This window comes from Ruegeria sp. BA12 (assembly GCF_056539625.1).
Window position 1 is genome coordinate 724,494 of sequence record NZ_JBQFVF010000001.1, and the last position, 21,444, is coordinate 745,937.

At 55.8% G+C, this 21,444-nt stretch carries 15 protein-coding genes and 1 tRNA gene; 11 read left to right on the forward strand and 5 right to left on the reverse strand.

From position 1 onward, the window contains the following. Positions 1-25 precede the first annotated feature (25 nt). The 4 genes from ACR0B0_RS03570 to miaA form a co-directional block, all read right to left on the reverse strand. Complete coding sequence (locus tag ACR0B0_RS03570; RefSeq protein WP_170348472.1) at positions 26-1,489, reverse strand: ABC transporter permease; 1,464 nt, start codon at positions 1,487-1,489, stop codon at positions 26-28. A 13-nt stretch (positions 1,490-1,502) separates the two neighbouring features. Continuing rightward, positions 1,503-2,549: an ABC transporter permease gene (locus ACR0B0_RS03575; protein WP_170348473.1), complete on the reverse strand. Its 1,047-nt coding sequence runs from the start codon at positions 2,547-2,549 to the stop codon at positions 1,503-1,505. Positions 2,550-2,685: 136 nt separating this feature from the next. After that, a complete protein-coding gene (locus ACR0B0_RS03580) occupies positions 2,686-4,356 on the reverse strand; it encodes an ABC transporter substrate-binding protein (RefSeq protein WP_170348474.1) in 1,671 nt (556 codons plus the stop codon). A gap of 312 nt (positions 4,357-4,668) precedes the next feature. Further along, positions 4,669-5,574, reverse strand: coding sequence for a tRNA (adenosine(37)-N6)-dimethylallyltransferase MiaA (gene miaA / locus ACR0B0_RS03585; protein WP_480643718.1), 906 nt, complete (start codon positions 5,572-5,574; stop codon positions 4,669-4,671). 96 nt (positions 5,575-5,670) lie between these two features. Here miaA and pyrH point away from each other — a divergent pair, with 96 nt between their 5' ends. The 10 genes from pyrH to ACR0B0_RS03635 all read left to right on the forward strand — a co-directional run bounded on the left by pyrH (position 5,671) and on the right by ACR0B0_RS03635 (position 17,775). Continuing rightward, positions 5,671-6,423, forward strand: a complete 753-nt coding sequence (gene pyrH, locus ACR0B0_RS03590; RefSeq protein WP_170348476.1) for a UMP kinase — start codon at positions 5,671-5,673, stop codon at positions 6,421-6,423. Positions 6,424-6,633: 210 nt separating this feature from the next. Further along, positions 6,634-8,220 carry a BCCT family transporter gene (locus ACR0B0_RS03595; RefSeq protein WP_170348477.1) on the forward strand — a complete coding sequence of 529 codons (1,587 nt, stop codon included), beginning with the start codon at positions 6,634-6,636 and terminating at the stop codon, positions 8,218-8,220. 258 nt (positions 8,221-8,478) lie between these two features. Then, positions 8,479-9,705 (forward strand): aminotransferase class V-fold PLP-dependent enzyme, encoded by a 1,227-nt coding sequence (locus ACR0B0_RS03600; RefSeq protein ID WP_170348478.1) that lies wholly within the window; start codon positions 8,479-8,481, stop codon positions 9,703-9,705. 48 nt (positions 9,706-9,753) lie between these two features. Then, the gene (locus tag ACR0B0_RS03605) at positions 9,754-11,175 is read left to right on the forward strand and encodes a cryptochrome/photolyase family protein (RefSeq protein WP_480646448.1); all 1,422 of its coding nucleotides are present in this window, start codon (positions 9,754-9,756) and stop codon (positions 11,173-11,175) included. Positions 11,176-11,244: 69 nt separating this feature from the next. Next, on the forward strand, positions 11,245-12,453 hold the full coding sequence (locus ACR0B0_RS03610) for a class I SAM-dependent methyltransferase (RefSeq protein WP_480646450.1): 1,209 nt from the start codon (positions 11,245-11,247) through the stop codon (positions 12,451-12,453). A 16-nt stretch (positions 12,454-12,469) separates the two neighbouring features. Next, the gene (locus tag ACR0B0_RS03615; protein ID WP_170348481.1) at positions 12,470-12,910 is read left to right on the forward strand and encodes a TrgA family protein; all 441 of its coding nucleotides are present in this window, start codon (positions 12,470-12,472) and stop codon (positions 12,908-12,910) included. 30 nt (positions 12,911-12,940) lie between these two features. Further along, positions 12,941-14,056: an NUDIX domain-containing protein gene (locus ACR0B0_RS03620; protein ID WP_170348482.1), complete on the forward strand. Its 1,116-nt coding sequence runs from the start codon at positions 12,941-12,943 to the stop codon at positions 14,054-14,056. A 69-nt stretch (positions 14,057-14,125) separates the two neighbouring features. Beyond that, complete coding sequence (locus ACR0B0_RS03625; protein WP_170348483.1) at positions 14,126-15,160, forward strand: cysteine synthase A; 1,035 nt, start codon at positions 14,126-14,128, stop codon at positions 15,158-15,160. Continuing rightward, positions 15,160-17,595: a DUF3772 domain-containing protein gene (locus ACR0B0_RS03630; protein WP_480646453.1), complete on the forward strand. Its 2,436-nt coding sequence runs from the start codon at positions 15,160-15,162 to the stop codon at positions 17,593-17,595. Before ACR0B0_RS03625 ends, ACR0B0_RS03630 begins: the two co-directional genes overlap by 1 nt. Positions 17,596-17,685: 90 nt before the next feature. After that, a tRNA-Ser gene (locus ACR0B0_RS03635) sits at positions 17,686-17,775 on the forward strand. Positions 17,776-17,825: 50 nt separating this feature from the next. On the opposite strand, the gene ACR0B0_RS03640 is transcribed toward ACR0B0_RS03635, so the two are convergent. Then, on the reverse strand, positions 17,826-18,785 hold the full coding sequence (locus tag ACR0B0_RS03640) for a radical SAM protein (protein ID WP_480646455.1): 960 nt from the start codon (positions 18,783-18,785) through the stop codon (positions 17,826-17,828). Positions 18,786-19,810: 1,025 nt separating this feature from the next. Between ACR0B0_RS03640 and ACR0B0_RS03645 the strand changes: the two genes are divergently transcribed. Next, positions 19,811-21,370 (forward strand): hypothetical protein, encoded by a 1,560-nt coding sequence (locus ACR0B0_RS03645; protein WP_480646457.1) that lies wholly within the window; start codon positions 19,811-19,813, stop codon positions 21,368-21,370. The last annotated feature ends 74 nt before the right edge of the window (positions 21,371-21,444 follow it).

Below are 21,444 nucleotides of genomic sequence, written 5' to 3' on the forward strand. Positions count from 1 at the left end.
GGCAGGGCCCCCGGCCTCGATCACATCAGTCCTTCAGACTTTCCTCACGCAGGCCGTCCGCCAGCAGGTTCAATCCAAGAACCAGTGACAACAGGGCCAGCGCAGGCGGAAGGGCAGGGTGCAGATAGATCGACAACAGCTTGCGCCCCTCGTTGATCGTCGAACCCCAGTCTGGGCTTTCCGGTGGCAGCCCCAGTCCGAAGAAACCCAAGGTTCCCAAAAGGATGGTGGTGTAGCCAATCCGCAGGCAGAAATCGACGATCAGCGGACCGCGCGCGTTTGGCAGAATTTCCCACAGCATGATGTACCATGGACCTTCTCCACGGGTTTGCGCCGCCGCCACATAATCTCGCGTCTTAATGTCCAACGCCAAACCACGCACGATGCGGAACACGGTGGGTGAATTCACGAACACAACGGATACGAACACCACCAGGATGCCGCCAGGAATATCGAACAGGTCCAGATAAGTCGGCAGTCCCCAGATGCGATAGCTATCGGTATTGATGATGTAACCACCGGTCGAGATCAGCGACAGGTAGAACCAGATCGCAACGCCCAAAACCCCGATCAGCAGCGGTGTGCGGAAATTCGGTCGCGTGTAATAGCGTGAATTCAGCAGAACGCCTATGAATAGGATCGGAAAGACGAACAACACAGCAGCCATATAGTTCGGCACGCCCGTCGCTACGATTTCCGGTGTCACCAGCAGGTAGAACAGCAAGATCACCGGGAAGGCCAGGATAAGGTTGGCCAGGAAGGACAGGAACGTATCCAACCGACCGCCATAGTACCCCGCGGGCAGACCCAGAGTGATCCCGACCATAAAGGCAAACAACGTTGCCAGCGGCGCAATCTGCACCACGATCCAGGCACCTTTGACCATGCGGCTGAAGACGTCGCGGGCAAGGTTGTCACCCCCCAACAGATACCAGGTGTATTCCCCCTCTTCCGGGCTGGGCAGAGGTGTTCCGGGAACTTTGTTTTTCATCCCAGAAATCTGTGACAGCGGGTCATGGGTAACGATCAGGTCCAATGCCCCAAAGATGCCGGTGAAAACCCAGAACATCACAAGGCCGAAGCCGATCATGCCGATGGGGCTGTCGAACAGTTTGCCATAAAGGCCCAGACGCCGCTTAAACGCGATCGACATGGCGTACAGGATGATCAGCGACAGCCAGACAGGTAGAAACTGCTGTGAGATCGCACCGATGATCCCCGCGCTGGTACCCAACACGATGCCCAGCACGATATAGGCCACGGCAAGCGCGACACAGGCAGCAAAGCTGTAGCGCAGCGCCTTTTGCGTCAACCCACGCATGCCCGATCCTGAGCTGAGCGTGCCGTCCAGATTCACACTCATCGGCGCCTCGGGCAGTACGATACTGCCAACTATCCAAGTCACGATGGAGACCAGAAGGGCTGCGATTGCGATCATCAGCAGCGGGTTCAGGAAGGCGATAGAGCCGGTCCAGGTAAGTGGTTCCATGTTCTAACCCTCCTTAAGAAATGCGAATGCGCGGGTTGAGGTAGACATAGCCGATATCCGAGATCAGCTGGGTCAACAGCACCACAAAGACCGACACGACCGAAATCGCCAACAGCAACTGGATGTCGTTGTTGCCCGCCGCCTGCACCAGTGCCCAACCGAAGCCCTTGTAGTTGAACAGCGTCTCAACAATCACTACGCCGTTCAGCAGCCATGGGAACTGCAGCATAATGACGGTAAAGGGCGCGATCAGCGCATTGCGCAGCGCGTGTTTCATGACGATGTTGGGGAAGGATACGCCTTTCAGCCGCGCGGTGCGAATGTACTGCGCTGTCATCACCTCGGTCATCGAGGCGCGGGTCATTCGGGCGATATAACCCATGCCATACAACGCAATGGTCAGTACCGGCAGGAAAAAGTTCTCGAAGGTCGGATTGTCCATCGCCTGCGTTGCAGTGCCTTTGAACCATTTTAGACCAACGGTGGATGAGGTGAAGATGGCAATGAAGATCACGCCCGACACATATTCTGGCGTCGCCGTCGTTATGATTGAGAACGTGGACAGAGACCGATCCAGCGCTGAGCCTTCGCGCATCCCGGCCAGTACGCCCACCAACAGGGCTGATGGGACCATCAGGATCAAAACCCACATCATCAAGTAGCCGGTATTGCCCAATCGCTTGGCGACAATGGTGCCGACCTCATCCTTGAAAACAGTGGAATAGCCCCAGTCCCCCTGAAGGATTCCGCAAAACCGGGGCGTGGTTTCCTCGGTCAATCCGGGTCGGGTGCAGGTGCCCACGAATGTGCCGTCATCCAGAGTTTTGGAAAACCCCGGTGCCACGCCCAGCCATTGGCCATATTTGACCAGCGTGGGTTGCAGGTAGCCACGATTACCCAGCCAGGCCTCGACCTGTTCGTCGGACATCCGTTGGTTGCCCTGGGTTTTGGCCAGCTTTTCCAAGTTTGGGTATAGGTTGGTCAGAAAGAAGACCACGAACGTCAGGCACAATGCTGTCAACAGCATGACGCCAAACCGTCGGAGGATGAATAGTCCCATGATGGCCCCTGTTTTTCGGGTGTTCCGCAGATCTTTGGACCATTTTCTGGCCTCGGACTTCCGACTTGACGCCGGGTTGTCTGCGGCTGGAAAGGGGCGCCTGGATCAGGCGCCCCCGTTGATTGTCTGACAGGTTTTAGGCCGACCAGCCCCACTTGTAGTGGTGATGTTCGAAAGCGATATGCATATCGGTTCCGACCAGACCATCTTTCATATGGCGATACAGCGCGCGCCAGTAGGGTTGAATGGTCACGCCTTCTTCCTGAATCAGCGCCTCGCCTTTGGCGACCACTTCGCGCCGTTTGTCGGCGTCGGCAATGGCCAGGGCTTCGGTCAGGATGGCGTCGAATTCGGAGTTGGCCCAACCGAACTCGTTCCAAGCTTCACCGGATTTATACGCCAATGCCCAGATCTGTACGCCCAGAGGGCGGTGGTTCCAGTTGGTTGAACTGTAGGGGTATTTCGTCCAGTCGTTCCAGAAGGTGTTCCCCGGCAGAACCGTGCGTTTTACATTGATGCCCGCGTCCCGCAGCTGCGCGGCAACAGCGTCGGTTGTGTTACGGCGCCAGTCGTCGTCAATCGACAGCAGTTCGTGCTCGAAATCAGCCATGCCAGCTTCTTCCATGAGCTTTTTCGCCCCAGCCGGATCGACCGTTTGCTTGGGCAGTTCTGCATAGTCCGGATGGATAGGCCCGACATGGTGGTTTTCAGCCAGCGTGCCGCGGCCGCCATAGCCCAATTCAAGCAGAACGCTGTTGTCCACCGCCATTTGCAGAGCTTTGCGCACGCGTTTGTCGGCATAAACTTGTTTGCCGTCAACTTCGGCCAGCTGATTGGGACGGATCACGAGGGTTCCCATGGTGATCACTTCGGATTTCTCATAGCCGAGGCCGTCCATCACATCGATGAATTCACCCACGGACTCGTGCAGCATATCGACTTCGTCCGATTCCAGGGCTGCCAGCCATGCCGACGGATCGGTACCGTAGTCGATATATTCGATACGATCCAATGTCGCAGGACCAAACACTTCTTCACCCCACCATGTGTGGTCAGGTGCGCGCACCAATGTGCATTTGACCCCGACTTCCAGCTCTTCAAGGATGTAGGGACCGGTTCCGACGTTGTTGAGTAGGTCGTTTTCATTGAACGAACTATGCACGATGGCCGACGGATAGTCGGACATGCCGGCAATCAATGAAATATCCGAGCTTGGCAGGTTCAGTTTCACCGTCGTCGGATCAACAACTTCGATCGAGCCTTCGATAGCCTGACCGGTGTCCGCGTCGATCAGTGTCGCAAAGCGACCTGCCATCGAATTGGTTTCCGAGCTTTTGTCACACCAACGCGCAATATTGCGTGCCACATCATCTGCAGTGAAATCATCGCCGTTGGTCCACTTCACACCTGGGCGCAGTTTCAGTGTGTAGACAGTCGCGTCATCATTGATTTCCCAACCTTCCAGCAACATTCCGCGGAATGTACCGTCCGAGTTGTATTCGACCAGGTATTCCATTGTGCCGCGGGTTTGGTTGCCCATTTCCGACCAGTCATACGTGCGTGGGTCTTTCAGGGCACGAACGCTCATCTGGACGCGCAGGGTGCCGCCTTCTTGTCTGGTATCTTCGCCCTCGGCGCGGACAGGGGCTGCCAAGCCAATCATGCCGTAAGCACCTACAGCAGTAACACCCAGACCCGTGGCGCGGGTCAGAAACTCGCGCCGGCTTAATTTGCCGTCCCGATATTCCTGAGCATGCATCTCTGCCGCCCAGTGAATCGGTGCTCCGGTAAAGGTTTGCTTATTCATCGATGTCTCTCCCTGTGACATGTTCTTTTTATTGAAGAAGGTTGGAACCGTTCAGACCATATTGAGGTGAACAGCAGGTTCTCGGAATACTCGTTGGATTTTCATCATCCCCATGGGGCTATTCCGCCCTAGAATTCAAATGAGGTCAATGTTCGAAATCGACGTAGATAGCACAAAAACGACATGGCTGGGAGTGTTTGCTGTTGTCTCGGGCCCGCAGCGTCTTATTTCAAGCGATGTATACTGTCGTGAACCGAAACAATTGGCGTTTTTGGGAATCGCTGGAAAGGATTCTCGGAGATGAAGTTTGAACTACGGCTTGTATCGTTTTGAGAAATCTATCTGATTCCAATTCTCCATCCGTGCGCGAAACCAGGTGCGCTGACGTTTGGCGAATCGGCGGGTGGCAATCGTTGCCCGCTCTTTGGCGGCGTCCAGCGTAAGATGACCGTCAAGATAGGCCAGCAATTCGGGAACGCCGATGGCTTTGAAGGCGGGCAACGTCGGATCATAGAGGTCTCGCATCGCTTCGACCTCTTGCAGCGCGCCAGAGTCTAGCATCAGATCGAACCGCCGGGTGATGCGATCAAGAAGCCATTGTTTATCCACGTCAAAAACGATCGGAACCGTGTCAGTCAAATTCAGAACGGGCGGCGGTGTCTCAGCCTGCCAGTCGCTCAGGCTTCGTCCGGTGGCCCGCTGCACCTCCCAAGCTCGCTGAACACGGGCGCGGTTCTGCGTGTCGATCCGTTCCTGTGTCCGCGTATCGACACCAGCAATTAATGCGGTCAGGTCCAGTTGGTCTGCCTCGGCGCGGATTTCCAGCGGCGTGGCGGGGATGTCGGCCATCCCTTCGGTTAACGCCGAGAAATACAAGCCGGTGCCGCCCACGATGATCGGGCGCTGCCCCCCGGTCAGCAGTGGCGTTACCTCGCGCAGCCAATGACCCGTCGAATACTCCTGATCATACGCGATGTGGCCGTAAAGCAGATGCGGCGCGCGGGCCTCTTCTTCGATCGAAGGGCGGGCCGAAATTACACGCCAGCAGTCATAGACTTGGCTCGCATCCGCATTGACGATCACGCCGCCGAACGTCTCGGCAATCTGCAGGGCCAGGGCCGATTTGCCCGAGGCGGTCGGCCCCGCAATCAACACCGGTTTGTCGTCGGGGATGGGGGGCAGGCGGTCCCAAATCTGCGATCTGTCGTTATTGTCCATTCGGGCTGCCTCAATCGTCACCAATCGCATTGAACCTGCGGAGGTTTTGCTTCATTTTGCGCCGGAAAATAAACCCGTGCCAGCCCGGAGCGCAACATGAGCCTTTCCCCGACCCTCGAATCCACCGAGACCGCCAAAACAAAGTACAATCGCGTGATGCTGAAAATCTCGGGCGAGGCGTTGATGGGCGATCAGGGGTTTGGCTTGCACCCCCCCACCGTTCAGCGCATCGCACAAGAGGTCAAGTCGGTGCATGATCTGGGGGTCGAGATTTGCATGGTCATCGGCGGTGGCAACATTTTCCGCGGCCTCAGCGGTTCAGCACAGGGGATGGAGCGCACAACAGCCGATTATATGGGCATGCTGGCCACGGTGATGAACGCGCTGGGGATGCAGTCGGCGCTTGAGGAAATAGGTGTGTTCACTCGTGTCATCTCGGCCATTCGCATGGATGAGGTGTGCGAGCCCTATATCCGCCGTCGCGCCGTGCGCCACCTTGAGAAAAAGCGGGTTTGCATTTTTGCTGCGGGAACTGGCAACCCGTATTTTACCACCGACACCGCCGCGACTCTGCGTGCCAATGAAATGGCGTGTGAGGCGATTTTCATGGGCAAAAACGGTGTGGATGGGGTTTATGACAAAGACCCCAAAGAACACGCGGACGCAGTGCGCTATGACACGGTTACTTATGATGACGTGCTGGCCAAGCGGTTGCGCGTCATGGATGCCTCGGCCATTGCACTGGCACGTGACAACAACCTGCCGCTGATCGTATTTGGCTTGGATGAGCCGGGCGGGTTCCGCGGAATTCTGGCGGGTGAGGGGACCTATACCAAGGTTCAGGGCTAAATCCTTCGACAGCTTTTTGTGTGCAGGCCGGGGCGATTGCCCGGCCTGTTTTCATTTACAGCGACCGATTTTCGTCATGGCGGTCATATGAAGCAAGCCTGTCACTTTTACGTATTTTGTCGCTTTTAAGTAATAGGTGGTCTTCTCAGTTACGCCCTTGCCGATCCGGATATTGGATGTCCTGCGCATCGATAAGGGGAAGGAAAGATAATGTCCGACAATACGGAAACCGACTATGAAGTCGGTCAGGACAACGTTCAGATCATGGGTCTGGACGTCCACAATCCGGTCTTTGCCGTTTCGGGGCTAACCATCATTGCATTCGTGTTCTTCTCGCTGGTGTTCCGCGAGCAGGCGAGCGAGTTCTTTGGGTGGCTTCGACCGGCTTTGACCAGCAATTTCGACTGGGTGTTCATGATTGCGGCGAACATCTTTGTCGTGTTTTCACTACTGCTGATCGTCACGCCGTATGGTTCGATCCGTCTGGGCGGGGATGATGCCAAGCCGGATTACAGCTATGCCGGATGGTTCTCGATGCTGTTTGCCGCGGGTATGGGCATCGGTCTGGTGTTCTGGGGCGTGGCCGAGCCAATCTCGCATTACGGGTCGTCGCTGGGCGGGGTTGCCGCTGGCGAGGATGGTCTTCGCACCGACTGGGCACCGTTAGGTGCCGGTCTAGAGGACCCCGAAGCCTCGAAGAAGTTGGCGATGGCAGCCACCATTTTTCACTGGGGTATGCACCCTTGGGCCGTGTATGCGGTAGTGGCACTGGCGCTGGCGTTCTTCAGCTTTAACCGCGGTCTGCCGCTGACCATGCGGTCGGTGTTCTACCCGCTGTTTGGTGAGGCGACATGGGGTCCGTTGGGTCACATCATTGACGTTCTAGCCGTGTTCGCCACGATCTTCGGTTTGGCGACATCGCTGGGCTTGGGTGCAACGCAAGCGCTGGCTGGTCTGAATTATCTGTTCGATGTTCCGATCACGGACGGGATGAAAGTTCTGCTGATCGGTCTGATCACGGCATTCGCATTGATCTCAGTGGTTGCTGGCCTCGATAAGGGCGTAAAGCGGTTGTCCGAGGCCAACATGATCCTGGCCGCGGCCTTGTTGCTGCTGGTGCTGATCCTTGGGCCTACCGTGGCGATTCTGACCGGCTTCTTCGACAGCCTGATTGAATACGTCGTCGCATTGCCTGCACTGTCGAACTGGGTCGGTCGCGAAGATACCAACTTTATGCAGGGCTGGACCACCTTCTACTGGGCGTGGTGGATCTCCTGGTCACCATTCGTCGGCATGTTCATCGCCCGAATCTCGCGCGGCCGAACCGTGCGCGAATTCGTGACTTGCGTGATCCTGATTCCAACCGTCGTTGGCGCCTTGTGGATGAGCGTTTTTGGCGGTGCCGCGTTGGATCAGGTTATGTCCGGTTCGGGGCAGGCCCTGTCGGATGCTGCGCTAGAACTCAAGATGTTCTCCATGTTTGAACAATTCCCGATGACAGGTTTGCTGTCCTTCGTTGGCATCGTTCTGGTGGTTGTATTCTTCGTCACCAGCTCGGATTCCGGCTCGTTGGTGATTGATACGATCACGGCAGGTGGCAAAACCGATGCGCCGACGGCGCAGCGTGTGTTCTGGTGCATTCTGGAGGGCGCAATCGCGATCGTTCTATTGCTGGGTGGCGGCCTGGGTGCGCTGCAGGCTGCTGCGATTGCAACAGGCTTCCCGTTTGCGATCGTTCTGGTGCTGATGTGCGTGTCGATCTTCATCGGTCTTGCGAACGAAAAGCGACGCCGCTGAATCCAATTCAGCCCTTCGAAAGCCCCGGACAAGCGTCGGGGCTTTTTTGTTTCATGCCGGGTTGACCGAGCTCAGGGCCGCTGGCTATGTATCCGCGTCTTTTGATTGCCAGATCTGGTCCCGAAAGACTGCCTGTGCTTCTGTTTGTTTGACTGGGGCTGTGGCTGGGCTGGAAGACCTGCCGTGATTTCCGAGTTGTCCGAAATCATGCGCGGGCACGTCATCGGAACAAGCAGCATGAGCAAGGAGCGACGTGCCATGGGCACTCTTGATATCGATTTCGTTAGGGCGCAGTTCCCGGCTTTTTCCGAGCCCTGCCTGCAAGGTCAGGCGTTCTTTGAAAATGCAGGCGGGTCATACACTTGTAAGCCGGTGCTGGACCGGCTGACGCGCTACTATACTCAACGCAAAGTGCAGCCCTACGGCCCCTATGACGCCAGCCGTCTGGCAGGCGAAGAGATGGATGAAGCCCGCGCACGCATGGCTGCGATTCTGGGCGTGAACACAGATGAGCTGAGCTTTGGCCCCTCGACCACTCAGAACACCTATGTTTTGGCGCAGGCATTTCGCCAATGGATGCAGCCGGGCGATGCCATCGTTGTCACCAATCAGGATCACGAGGCCAACTCGGGACCGTGGCGGCGTCTGGTCGAGGACGGGTTTGAAATCCGCGAATGGCAGATCGACCCGGAAACCGGTTCGCTCAACCCGCAGGATCTTGAGAACTTGCTGGACGAGAAGGTGCGTCTGGTCTGTTTCCCGCATTGTTCCAACGTGATCGGAGAGATCAACCCGGTCACCGAAATCACCGCCATTGCCCATGCGGCGGGAGCGTTTGTCTGTGTAGATGGCGTTTCATACGCGCCACATGGGTTCCCAAATGTCGGCGATCTGGGGCCGGATATCTATCTGTTCTCGGCCTATAAAACCTACGGTCCTCATCAGGGTTGCATGGTGATCAGGCGTGCGCTTGGTGAGCTGCTGCCAAACCAGGCGCACTATTTTAATGCAGACGCGCTGTACAAGCGTTTCACCCCGGCGGGCCCGGATCACGCTCAGATCGCGGCCAGTGCAGGTATGGCGGATTACGTTGATCTGTTGTGCGACCACCATAATGGCCCCAAGGGTAACGCAACCGAACGTGGAGCCTTTGTGCATGACCTGATGCGCGGGCAGGAGGTTGCGCTGCTGCAGCCCGTATTGGACGCGGTCAAGGATCGAAATGCCGTACGCTTGATCGGTACCTCAGATGCTACACGTCGCGCTCCGACCGTAGCGTTATCGCTGAGCCGGAATGCCGAAGCCGTGGCCACCGATCTGGTTGAACACGGGATCATGGCAGGAGGCGGCGATTTTTACGCCGTGCGCCCGTTGCAGGCGATGGGTGTGGATTTGGATCAGGGCGTGCTGCGGGTCAGCTTTACGCACTATACCTCGCAACAGGAAATTGATCAGTTATTGGGCGCACTTGACGCCGTTTTGTGATCCGGTTTCTGCTCGGCTTCGTAATGCGAAGAAAACAGCCGGGCGGTCATGGAAAACCAACAATCACCGATCATCATGTGGTTCCGACGGGATTTACGCCTGTCGGACCATCCCGCGCTAAGTGCTGCGGCCCAAACGGGTCGTCCTATTCTGCCGGTTTTCATTCTGGATGATTTGGCTCAAGCGCTCGGTGCCGCGCCGAAATGGCGGCTTGGGCTGGGGCTTGAGGCCTTCGCGCAATCTCTGTCGCACATTGGCAGCCGATTAATCCTGCGGCGCGGGGACGCGCTGACTGTTTTGCAGAACCTTATCGCAGAAACCGGAGCCAGCGGCGTCTATTGGACGCGAGCGTATGATCCTGATGCTATCGACCGTGACACACGCATTAAGTCTGCTTTGGCAGAGCAGGGGGTAGAGGCCAAATCCTTTGCGGGTCACTTACTGTTTGAGCCCTGGACCGTAGCAACCAAAACAGGCCAGCCGTTTCGTGTGTTCACACCGATGTGGCGATCCGTTCAAGGCCGAGAAGTTGCCACGCCTGAAGACGTGTCGTCGATCAAAGCACCCTTGAATTGGCCGACTTCGGAAAACCTGACCGGTTGGAACCTGGGTGCGGCAATGAACCGGGGCGCAGCCGTGGTCGCACCTTTTGTGCGCCCCGGTGAGAATGCCGCCTTTGAGGCTTTGCACGAGTTTCTGGACCGAATCCAAGACTATTCGCAGGATCGGGACTGTTTGGATTTGGAGGGCACCTCGGATCTGTCCGAATACCTATCGCTTGGCGAAATCGGCCCCCGCAGTGTCTGGCATGCGGTTCAGCGGGCCGCGATGAACGGTACGCAAGGGACAGACGCCTATTTGCGCCAATTGGTTTGGCGTGAGTTTGCGTACCACTTGATGTATCACACACCGCGTTTGCTCAGCGGGAACTGGAAACCGGAATGGGATACGTTTCCGTGGAACACGGACGCCGATCATCCCTCAGTTGTTGCTTGGCGACAGGCCCGCACCGGTATTCCTGTTGTCGATGCGGGGTTGCGTCAAATGTATGTGACCGGTCGTATGCACAACCGGGCGCGCATGATCGTCGCAAGCTACTTGACCAAGCATCTGATGACGCACTGGAAAATCGGAATGAACTGGTTTGCCGACTGCCTGATAGACTGGGACCCGGCGGCGAATGCTATGGGTTGGCAGTGGGTTGCAGGCTCGGGTCCGGATGCATCACCGTTTTTTCGGATATTTAACCCGCTGACACAGCAGGAAAAATTTGATCCTGATGATATCTATCTAAAGCACTGGATCGCCGAAGGGCAGGCCAAGCCTTCGGCTACGGCGTTGGCTTATTTCCGGGCGGTACCGCATTCGTGGGCGCTTGATCCGGCGGAAAATTACCCTTCACCAATGGTTGATCTGGCCACTGGCCGAGCACGGGCCTTGGCGGCTTATGAAGGCCGAAAAACCGGGTAAGGAACTGAAAACTTGCCAGAAACACAAACTCGGCCTAGCTTTTAACTGCGGCCGCACAGGGGAGAGCGGATGATCCTGACGACAACTGAAGGGCAAAAAGACCTGCCCAGGTACTTTGCTCAAGTGTTCAAAATGTTGAACCGGATGGGTTCGGGGCGAATGGATATCGCTTTGCCCGATGGGCGCGTGTTCCGATCCGAAGGTGCCAAGCCGGGGCCAGTGGCGCGCGTGGACATTCACGATCCCGACGTATTTGCGCGTTTGATCCGAGAGGGTGAGCTGGGTTTTTCGGATTCTTACCTAGAGGGTGGGTGGAGCACGCCCGATCTGCGATCGTTCATGGATCTGGTGCATTTAGGGACCGAGACGGTGTATGACGATTTCACCGGAAGGTTCCTGGTGCAAGCCTATGAACGCCTTCGATTTTGGTTGCACAACAACAACCGTCGACAGGCCAAGAAAAACATCTCGTACCATTACGATTTGGGGAACGATTTCTACAGGCTGTGGCTGGATGAAACGATGACCTATTCCAGCGCGCTGTTCGAAACAGGGCAGGAAAGCCTGGAAAAAGCGCAGACTGCGAAATATGCCAGCCTAGTCGATGAAATGGGTGCCAAACCCGGTGACCACATCCTTGAGATCGGTTGCGGATGGGGCGGTTTCGCTCAATATGCCGCAAAAGAGCGTGGCCTTCGGGTCACAGGTTTGACGATCAGCCAGGAACAGTTAAACTTTGCCCGACAAAGAATTGAAAAAGCAGGACTTTCTGACCTTGTTGAGTTCAAATTGCAAGATTATCGCGACGAGCGTGGCCAGTATGACGGCATCGCCTCGATTGAGATGTTCGAAGCCGTCGGACAGAAATATTGGCCGGTTTACTTTGAGACTGTGCGTGATCGGCTAAAACCCGGTGCGCACGCGACCCTTCAAATCATAACCGTCGCTGATCACCGGTGGGACATTTACAAGAACGGCGTTGATTTTATTCAGAAATATATCTTTCCCGGCGGAATGCTTCCCGCGCCGACGATCCTGAAACAGCAGGTGGCAGAGGCAGGATTGAACGTCGTGAAATCGCGGGAATTCGGTAAAAGTTATGACCTGACATTGCGTCGTTGGTACGAGACGTTCAACGACAAATGGGACGAAATTTCCGAAATGGGCTTTGACGAGCGTTTCCGGCGCATGTGGAACTATTATTTAACCGCGTGTGGCGCGGCCTTTGACACTGGCAACTGCGATGTGACACAGATCACTATAGCAAAACCCAGTTAACAAAGGGAAATTCCGAATGCCCACTGCGCCGCGACTTGTTGCTTCACTATGCCTATTGGCAGTGGCCTTTATCGTGTCGAGCATGATTATCAGCAACGGCGAAGAGGGCAAGGACTATGGCTGGTTCACCTATGTCAACATGATTATTGCAGTGGCCTGTGGTTGGAAGGTGATGGGAAAGCGCGTTGGTCGCGGCTGGACCGCCGCGGTCAATAATGGCATCGCTGGGGTTGTATCATTGGTATTCTGGGCCCTTTTTGTTCAGGGCTGCTACGAGATGTTCCGACTGGCCATGCGTCATCGCTATGACGGCCCGTTTGAGGCGCTCACGGCCATTTTCCAGATTGGTGTTGAGTACGGCAAACTGCTCATCGTTCCGGAAATTCTGTGGACTTTGGCTATCGGAGCTCTTATCGCAGGGCTTGCAACCGAAGAAGCCGGCCGTCGCTGGCGATAACTCACCAGAATTTAGACGAGCTTTACTCTAGTGTCCGATTTGTTTTTTTACGGCACGCTCAGGCATTTGCCGCTGCTTGAATGTGTGCTTGGCCACCCGCTGTCACAAATAAAAATATCTCAGGCCAGTTTGCCGGACCATGCGGTTTATGGCGTGGCAGGCCAGGCCTTCCCGATGATTGTTCCAGAAAAGGGCAGTCAGGCCATGGGGTTGCTGGTTCAGGGTTTCAGCGCCGAAGACCTGAAACGATTGGCTTTTTACGAAGGTGGGTTCGACTATGACCTCAGCCCGCACGGTGTGGACGTTGCTGACGGCTCACGCGCCGAGGCTAGTGTGTTCTTTCCCGAACCCGAATTGTGGACACCAGACAAGCCGTGGTCGTTGCAGGCCTGGGTTGATGAATGGTCCGAAGTGACCTTGCTGGCTGCACAAGAAGAGCTGGCCTATTACGGTAAGGTCGACGCAACCACGATCGCTCGTAACTTTGCGCCGATCCGCACCCGGGCTTGGGCTAAGCTGGCTGCGCGAAAACGCCAGACGGGCGATCCGCGTGACGTCGCAAAAGATGTGATCGTGCAAAGCCATCGGCGGGCCTATGTCAATTATTTCGGTGTGGAAGAATTGGATGTGCAGCACCGCCAGCATGACGGAACGATGGGTCCCGTGCTGCACCGGAGCGGATTGATGCAGGGGGCCGCCGTCGTTGTTCTGCCTTATGACCCGGTGCGCGACACTGTTCTTTTGGTTGAACAATTCCGCGCGCCGGTTTTTCTGATCGACGATCCCGAACCGTGGATGTGGGAGCCGGTAGCAGGCATGATCGACCCCGGTGAAACGCCTGATCAGGCCGCCCACCGCGAAGTGCAGGAAGAGGCGCAGGTGTCGCTGAACGCCTTGGAATATGCAGGCGGTGCCTACTCCTCGAGCGGGTCATCGACCGAGTATGTCTACCTTTATGTTGGGTTGGCTGATTTGACCCGGACCATCGACAATGGTGGCGTTGCTACAGAAGGTGAGGATATTCGTACACAAATCCTGCCATATGACGCGTTCCTTAAAAAGGTCGACAACAACGAATTCAAGGATTTGCCCCTGTTGATGATGGCAAATTGGCTGGCCCGGCATCGCGATCGTTTGCGCGGTTAACTATCGCCGCTTGTGGTTGTCGCACGGCATCTGTAAATCTTCATTGATACGTAATGAAATGAGGGCGCCATGCGCATTGCACGAGACCTTGCCGACGCAGTCGGGAAAACACCTCTGATCCGGTTGAAGCGCATCAGTGAAGAGACCGGTTGCGAGATTCTCGGGAAGGCCGAGTTCATGAACCCGGGGCAATCGGTCAAGGATCGCGCAGCGCTCTACATCATCAAGGACGCAATTGCGCGAGGTGAGCTGAAGCCCGGCGGAACCATTGTCGAAGGCACGGCCGGTAACACCGGTATTGGCCTTGCATTGGTGGGCGCGTCGATGGGGTTCAAAACGGTGATCGTGATCCCGGAAACCCAATCCGAGGAAAAGAAAGACATGCTGCGTCTGGCGGGCGCGCAACTGGTTCAGGTTCCGGCCGCCCCTTACCGCAACCCCAACAACTTTGTGCATTATTCGCGTCGTCTGGCCGAGGAACTGGCGCAGACTGAACCCAATGGCGCCATCTGGGCCAACCAGTTCGACAACGTTGCCAACCGTCAGGCCCATGTGGAAACCACCGGCCCCGAAATTTGGGAGCAGACGGGCGGCAAAGTCGATGGCTTTGTCAGTGCAGTAGGCTCGGGTGGTACGCTGGCCGGCGTGGCCGACGCGTTGCAGCCCAAGGGCGTCAAGATCGCTCTGGTCGATCCGATGGGGGCAGGACTGTATTCGTACTACACCACTGGTGAGATCGCTATGGAGGGCAGCTCGATCGCCGAAGGTATCGGTCAAGTGCGCATTACCAAGAACCTTGAAGGGTTCAAGCCAGACTTCTCGTACCAGATGACCGATAACGAGGCGCTGCCATACATCTTTGATCTGCTGCGCGAGGAGGGTCTGGTTATGGGCGGGTCGACCGCGATCAACATGGCGGGCGCGGTGCGTCTGGCCAAGGATCTGGGGCCGGGCCACACCATTGTGACGATCCTGTGCGACTTTGGCACGCGCTATCAGTCCAAACTGTTCAATCCCGAATTCCTGCGTGAAAAGGAACTGCCGGTGCCAGATTGGATGACCGAAGCCCCACGCAGCATTCCTGGCGTATTCGAGGACGTATGATGCTGCGGCAGGTTCGCCTGTTTCTTGCGTTTCTTCTGGTTTGTTTTGCCATGCTGGGCAGCCCCGTTGCCGCCCAGTTGACTGATCGGCAAAGCGAATATTACCAGAACTGGCTTGAGACGGCGGATCGCGCCGAGAAGGATATCGAATCCGATCGCACGTCAAACGCGGCATTGGAAAACCTGCGGGCTGAAATCCACAACTATCGTGAGGATTTCAACAAGGCACGTGGCGCCAATACCGACCGTATCCAGACGCTGGACGCGCAGATCAAGGCGTTGGGGCCAGCCCCCGAAGGGGATGCGACCGAACCCGAAGAGATTGCCAAGCTTCGCGAGCATCTGGAAAACCAACTGACCAGCCTGCAGGTGCCGCAAATCATCTCGGAAGAAGCGTTCAGCCGCGCCAACGGCCTGATCAGCGAGATAGACAGCCTGTTGCGCGAGCGGCAGACAAAAGAGCTTTTAGAACGCGGTGTATCGCCACTTAACCCTGTCTATTGGGGCCCAGCCTGGGTCGATATTGTCGAGGCCGTGCGAGGCCTGATCAATGAATCTGCGCTGAACCTGAAAACCAACATCGTTCAAAAACACCTGAAAGAGCGCGGGCTGGGCATTTTCTTCCTGACTGTCGCGGCTGGGATTTTACTGTACTACGGACGTTACTGGTCCGAGGCTGCCGGTGAATATCTGCGGCAGTTGGGCGGCCGGGGCAGCGGCGTGTGGTCGTTTCTGGTTTCACTGCTGCGGATTCTGCTGCCATGGCTGGGTGTCTGGTTGCTGGTTCAGGCGATCATCATGACTGGCCTGCCGGGATTGCGCGGAACGCTATTAATCCAGAATGTTCCTTATTGGGCCGCGATTATATTTTATTACGACTGGATCGGACGTCAGGTTCACATCTCGCAGGCGGCACAGAACTTTAACCGCTTGTCCCGCAAAAGTGTCACGCAGTTGCGGGTATACTTGGATATTCTGGCGATCTTCCTGATCGTGTACGAATTCGGGCTGCTGTTTGATCAGATCGAAAACATTTCGGACGCGACCCGGGCCGTTATCAGCTTTCCTGTGGTAGTGGGAACCGCGCTGGTTCTTCTGCGTATCCGCCGGATTCAGACCTCAAAACCGGAAGCCGAAGATGGGCAATCTGGTGAAACGCCGCGAAGTGCCGGGCTGACCCAGCTGATGGACTTTCTGCGCAAGGCGATTTTTTTGCTGGGGATCGCGAGCCCGATTTTGGCGGCTATTGGATATACCAACGCAGCCGAGGGGATCGTTTTCCCGGCGGTGAAAACGCTGGTTCTGTTTGCGGCTTTGACGATCTTTCATCGCTTTATCACCTCGGTTTACGGCTGGCTCAGCGGGCAAGGTGAGTCGGCGCGGGACTCACTGTTTTCGGTGTTGGCCGGGTTTATAATCGCCATTCTGACCTTGCCGGTTCTGGCGCTGTATTGGGGCGCACGACAGACTGACTTGCTTGAAGTCTGGTCGCGTTTGCTGCTTGGTTTTGACATTGGCGGCGTTACGATTTCGCCCCGCAACTTCTTTACCTTCCTAATCGTGTTTGTCATCGGCTATGGCTTGACCCGGCTGTTGCAAAGCGGGCTGCGCAATTCGCTGCTGCCCAAGACCAGTATTGATCCGGGCGGTCAGAACGCGATTGCCGCGGGCACCGGCTATGTGGGGATATTCCTGGCCGCGCTGGTGGCCATCATGTTGGCGGGGTTTGATCTGTCTTCGCTGGCCATTGTCGCCGGCGCGCTGTCGGTTGGGATCGGCTTTGGACTACAGACCATCGTGTCGAATTTTGTGTCGGGGATCATCCTGCTGGTCGAGCGTCCAATCTCCAAGGGGGACTGGATCGATGTGAATGGGATGATGGGTTATGTGCGCGATATCTCGGTGCGGTCTACGCGGATTGAGACTTTTGATCGTACCGATGTGATCGTTCCCAACTCGGACCTGATCAGCGGGGTGGTGACGAACTACACGCGGGGCAACACGATCGGGCGCGTTATCGTGCCGGTGGGCGTGGCCTACGGCACGGATACCCGCGTGGTCGAGAAGATTTTAGGTGAGATTGCCAATTCCCATCCGATGGTTCTGGCGCATCCAGCGCCCAGCGTGGTGTTTCAGGGCTTTGGTGCGGATTCGCTGGATTTTGAAATTCGCGCCATCTTGCGCGACGTGAACTGGGTGCTTTCGGTGAAATCGGATATGAACCACGAAATCAACCGCCGGTTTGTCGAAGAAGGTATTGAAATCCCCTTCGCGCAGCGCGATGTCTGGCTGCGCAATCCTGAGACGCTGCGAGGGCAGGGGCCTGCGCAAGAAACCGAACCTGCAACGGAAAAAACACCTACCGAACCCCTGTCTTCCAAGCCTGCGAACATGACCGAGGCCGATCTGGCAGACGGTGATGGGGATGAGCTGTAACGGGGTCTGTGGCGGAACTGCGGAAGGTTGAATTTTCGCTTTAATCGCCCCTTGCAAATCCCTCGGCGATGGTCCAAATATCGCGCGCACGGAGAGGTGGCCGAGTGGTCGAAGGCGCACGCCTGGAAAGTGTGTAGGCGGGAAACCGTCTCCAGGGTTCGAATCCCTGTCTCTCCGCCATCCTTACCTGATTTCCGCATTTGAACTTTGACCTATTAATTGCGGGGAAGTTACATCTCCTTACGGATCAGGATGTCGGCCAGACAAGAGCATGCGTCTTTTGTACATCGAATTTGATCGCGAGGCAGGTCAAGCGCGTCGCCGAGAGTCCCTATTCTGCCCCCAACGCCGCAAACGCCCCGGAAGATTTCGCCATTCCCCCGGACCCGAAGGGATTCAAGCCCTACGTTGCATTTATATCCACGCCAGCGGTTCATATCCCTAAGAAGGAAGTCATTGGGGCGGAGTATCTCAGAGTGGCCCGACCGCGTGGTTGCGCGCATCACTGATCGAGGTTCTTCACCAACCGGGGCCCTGTCCGAGGGCAAACCCACCGCGAGAACCTGCAACTGGTCGTCGGTGTAGTCGTACAGCTGCACTCCGAAATCTTTCCGCAACGGTTTCAAGGAAATCGAAGCGGTGGGCAGCGCCGCGCGTAATTCCCGCGCATCTTCAAGCGTCTGATCAAAACGATCTGGATGCATCGTCACGTTGATATGAACGGTGATACGGTCAGTCATCGTACCCGCCACTTGGATAAAATGGCTCAGCTCTGCAAATTCGGCATGATAGGTCAGGATAACGCTGTTCAGGCGGCTGTTGATCATCTCCCAAAACCGAAGTGTGCGCGACGCATTGCTGATCAGGCTGACCTTGAACCCTATATCGGACGCATGACCTAGCAGATCAATGATGCGAGGATGCATTGTGGGTTCGCCGCCTGTAAACTGCAGCCAGACAATCTTGCCTAATTCATCCACATAGTGTCGATTTAATTGACGGTACAGATTCAGAACGTCACCGGTTTTCTGCCACTCAAGCGAACCGTCGTGCAAAGCCTTTGGGCAATAACTGCACGCATAGCTGCACGAATTCCCGAGCGTCCAGTCCACCACGACCATGTTGCCACACGCAGGATCGGGGTGGTCAATCAGAGTAAATAGGTCCGGATGGTTCTGGATATCTTCCATTAAAATCCAAGCGTTTAGCTAAGTTCCTCCGACAGTGCGACCAGAGTGGTCCTGTGGCCCCCACCAATTTTCCACAGCCTATCTTGAAATAGGAATTGGAACAAAATTTTTTGGAACACTAGGCATCAATGGCGCTTTGGTGGACGGTTTCGGATACCTGAGAACCCATTTCACAAGGCCAATTGCCTATGTGACAGGGCGATTGCGGGTTCGGTCGACTTGTTTTCGAGTGGCCATCTTTTTATAGTTTGAACATAATCTTTTAGAATTTTCGGCGCTAAGGCGTAATCGGTTTGTCGAATTTACAATAAATTAGGGCCTGTTTCGGCGGCCAGTCGGGGGAATTTATGACAAAGGCTAACGGCCCAAGAACTCGACCTAAAGTTGCCAAGAAAACTGCCAATCAAACGGCGGATATTTATGATTTTGTGCAATCCCCCGAGTGGCAGAAGGTGCTTGAAAAAGCGCGGGTAGAACGAGAAAAAAACCTTTCGGCGCCTGCGCAGCAAAACAAAGAGGGTCAACAACCCAAACCGGTTCGCCGTAGGACCAACCAATCAACCACAAATGAGCGTGCCCAAAGCAAGCAAAAGCCATGGTCCGCTCAGGTCGAGGAAGCAAGACACAAAAGAAATGAAGTGCTTGCCCGTCGTGCAGCCGAGTCGAAAAAAGCAGACCCCAGTAGTCCTGAGGCTCGTCAGGGAGATCTGCAAGGCGGAGACAAAGCAACCTCTACACGGACACCCAGACAGAAAGACAAGCCGACCAATCGTGAACAGACTGATCGTGCAGCTGCTAAACCAGACCAAGCAACAGCCAAGAGCGTTCTGGAAGAAAAGGACGCAGGGAGGCCGGGCCCGTCTGATGACGCTCTGGTCAGCGAAGACGCGTCCTTAAGCGCGCTGACGAGGGCAGAGTTAAGTTTAATACTGTCTTCCGAGGAAGTTGATCATCGCCTGTCCAAAAAGCTCCTGCAACAGCTGAAAGATCACCAACGGACGCGGCGCAGGATCAGGTGGAGCTTGGTGGCCCTTGGATGCACCATCGGTGTGGTTGCTTCGTCTTCGATATTTCTGACTTTGTTCGGATTGGGTGTATCGAACCCGATTGAAAGCGCGGCTATTGGGTCTACTGATGGTGCAGCGGCAGACGATTTTGGCCAAACCGGACCATCGCAACCTGATGTGCCGAGTGGAGCAGGGGGCGAAACTGTCATTTCCGCCGATTTGTTCGACGCGTCATCATTGCCGTCGTCATCCGGCGCAGAATTGGAAGAGACGCAGGATTTGAGCAGTCTTGCCTCATCAGCGCCCCTTCAGTCCGAGTTGGCGGAAACGGCCGAGATCGTTGAGCCCGGCACTCCAAGTCTGGCCCCTAGCGTTCTGTCGTATGTTCCGACGCTTGAACCACCGTTACTACCGGTAGGCGGCGCTGGCTATTTGCCGAGACGAGAGGCTAATCCCAGTTTCCTGCCTTATGAGTTCGAACCAGAGTTTTTTACTACGTCGATCGCTTTGCTGGACGAAATTTCGGCAGGCTTTGATCCAGTGGCGATTTCGATTGACCCGATTCCGCCCTCGCGGCGTTCGACTACTGTTTCTTCTAGCACCGAGGTTGTTGAGCCCAGCACCTCAAGCGTGCCGCCTAGCGTTTTGTCATTTGTTGCGGCGCTTGAACCACCGCTGTTGCCGGTGGGTGGAGCTGGTGACCTACGAAAACAAGAGGCAAACCCGAGTTTTCTGCCTTATGAACTTGAACCAGAGCTTTTCGCCACGCGGATTGCCCTGGTGGATGAGATTTCCACAGAAATTGATCCTTTGACGATTTCGATCGACCAGATCATTCCCCCGCAGCGCGCGCCCAGCGTGTCTTCACAGCTTGTGTCGTTGCAATCTCCGGTGGCTTTGGAGGCCGAAGAAGATCACCAGTTGCTGTCAATTCGGATCCTGGAACCTCAGCCAGATCGTCCTTTGGCGGGTAATCTTGCTGAGCGTCCTTTGAAAGTCGTTTCATCTGATCCTTCTATCCAGCTGGAAGACGTAGCGCTTAGCCCTCCAATCCCACAGGCGCTTACTTTGAAACAGACACCAAACCCGCTGGATTCGGTCACACCCGCGGCATTGCCTGCCGAGGATATTGCGGCCCTACCGAGCGAAGACGCCAAGCCATCGAATCCGAGTGCAAGTGGAGGCGGCGCGTCATTCAGGCTCTACGCGCCAAACAAGATTCCCAATGATGCTGTGGACTCATTTGTTGCTGAATTAACAACGACGGGGCATGAACTTAGCGGAACGGCGCGCGTTGGTTACAAAGTATCCCAATCCAATGTGCGGTTTTATCACAGACAGGATGCGGCCAAAGCTGCCGCCCTTGCTAAGGACGCAGGCGCCTTGTTGCGCGATTTCACGGGATCGAAATCAAAAACACCCACCGGGGTGATCGAATTGTATTTGGCCGGCGAAGGTCTTGGCCAAGCTCCGGTCAAACGGGTGGCCAAGAAAAGCCGCCGGACCACGACCCAAAGTAGCCCGGTTAACCGCCTTAAAAGTCAGGTTCTGAAAAAACTCAGGACAACGACAAACTAATGGCGCTATTATAGGGTAAGTGCGAAGGACTAAGTTGAATTGTGAAAAGTTAAAAAGTATCGACGGGTTTTTGT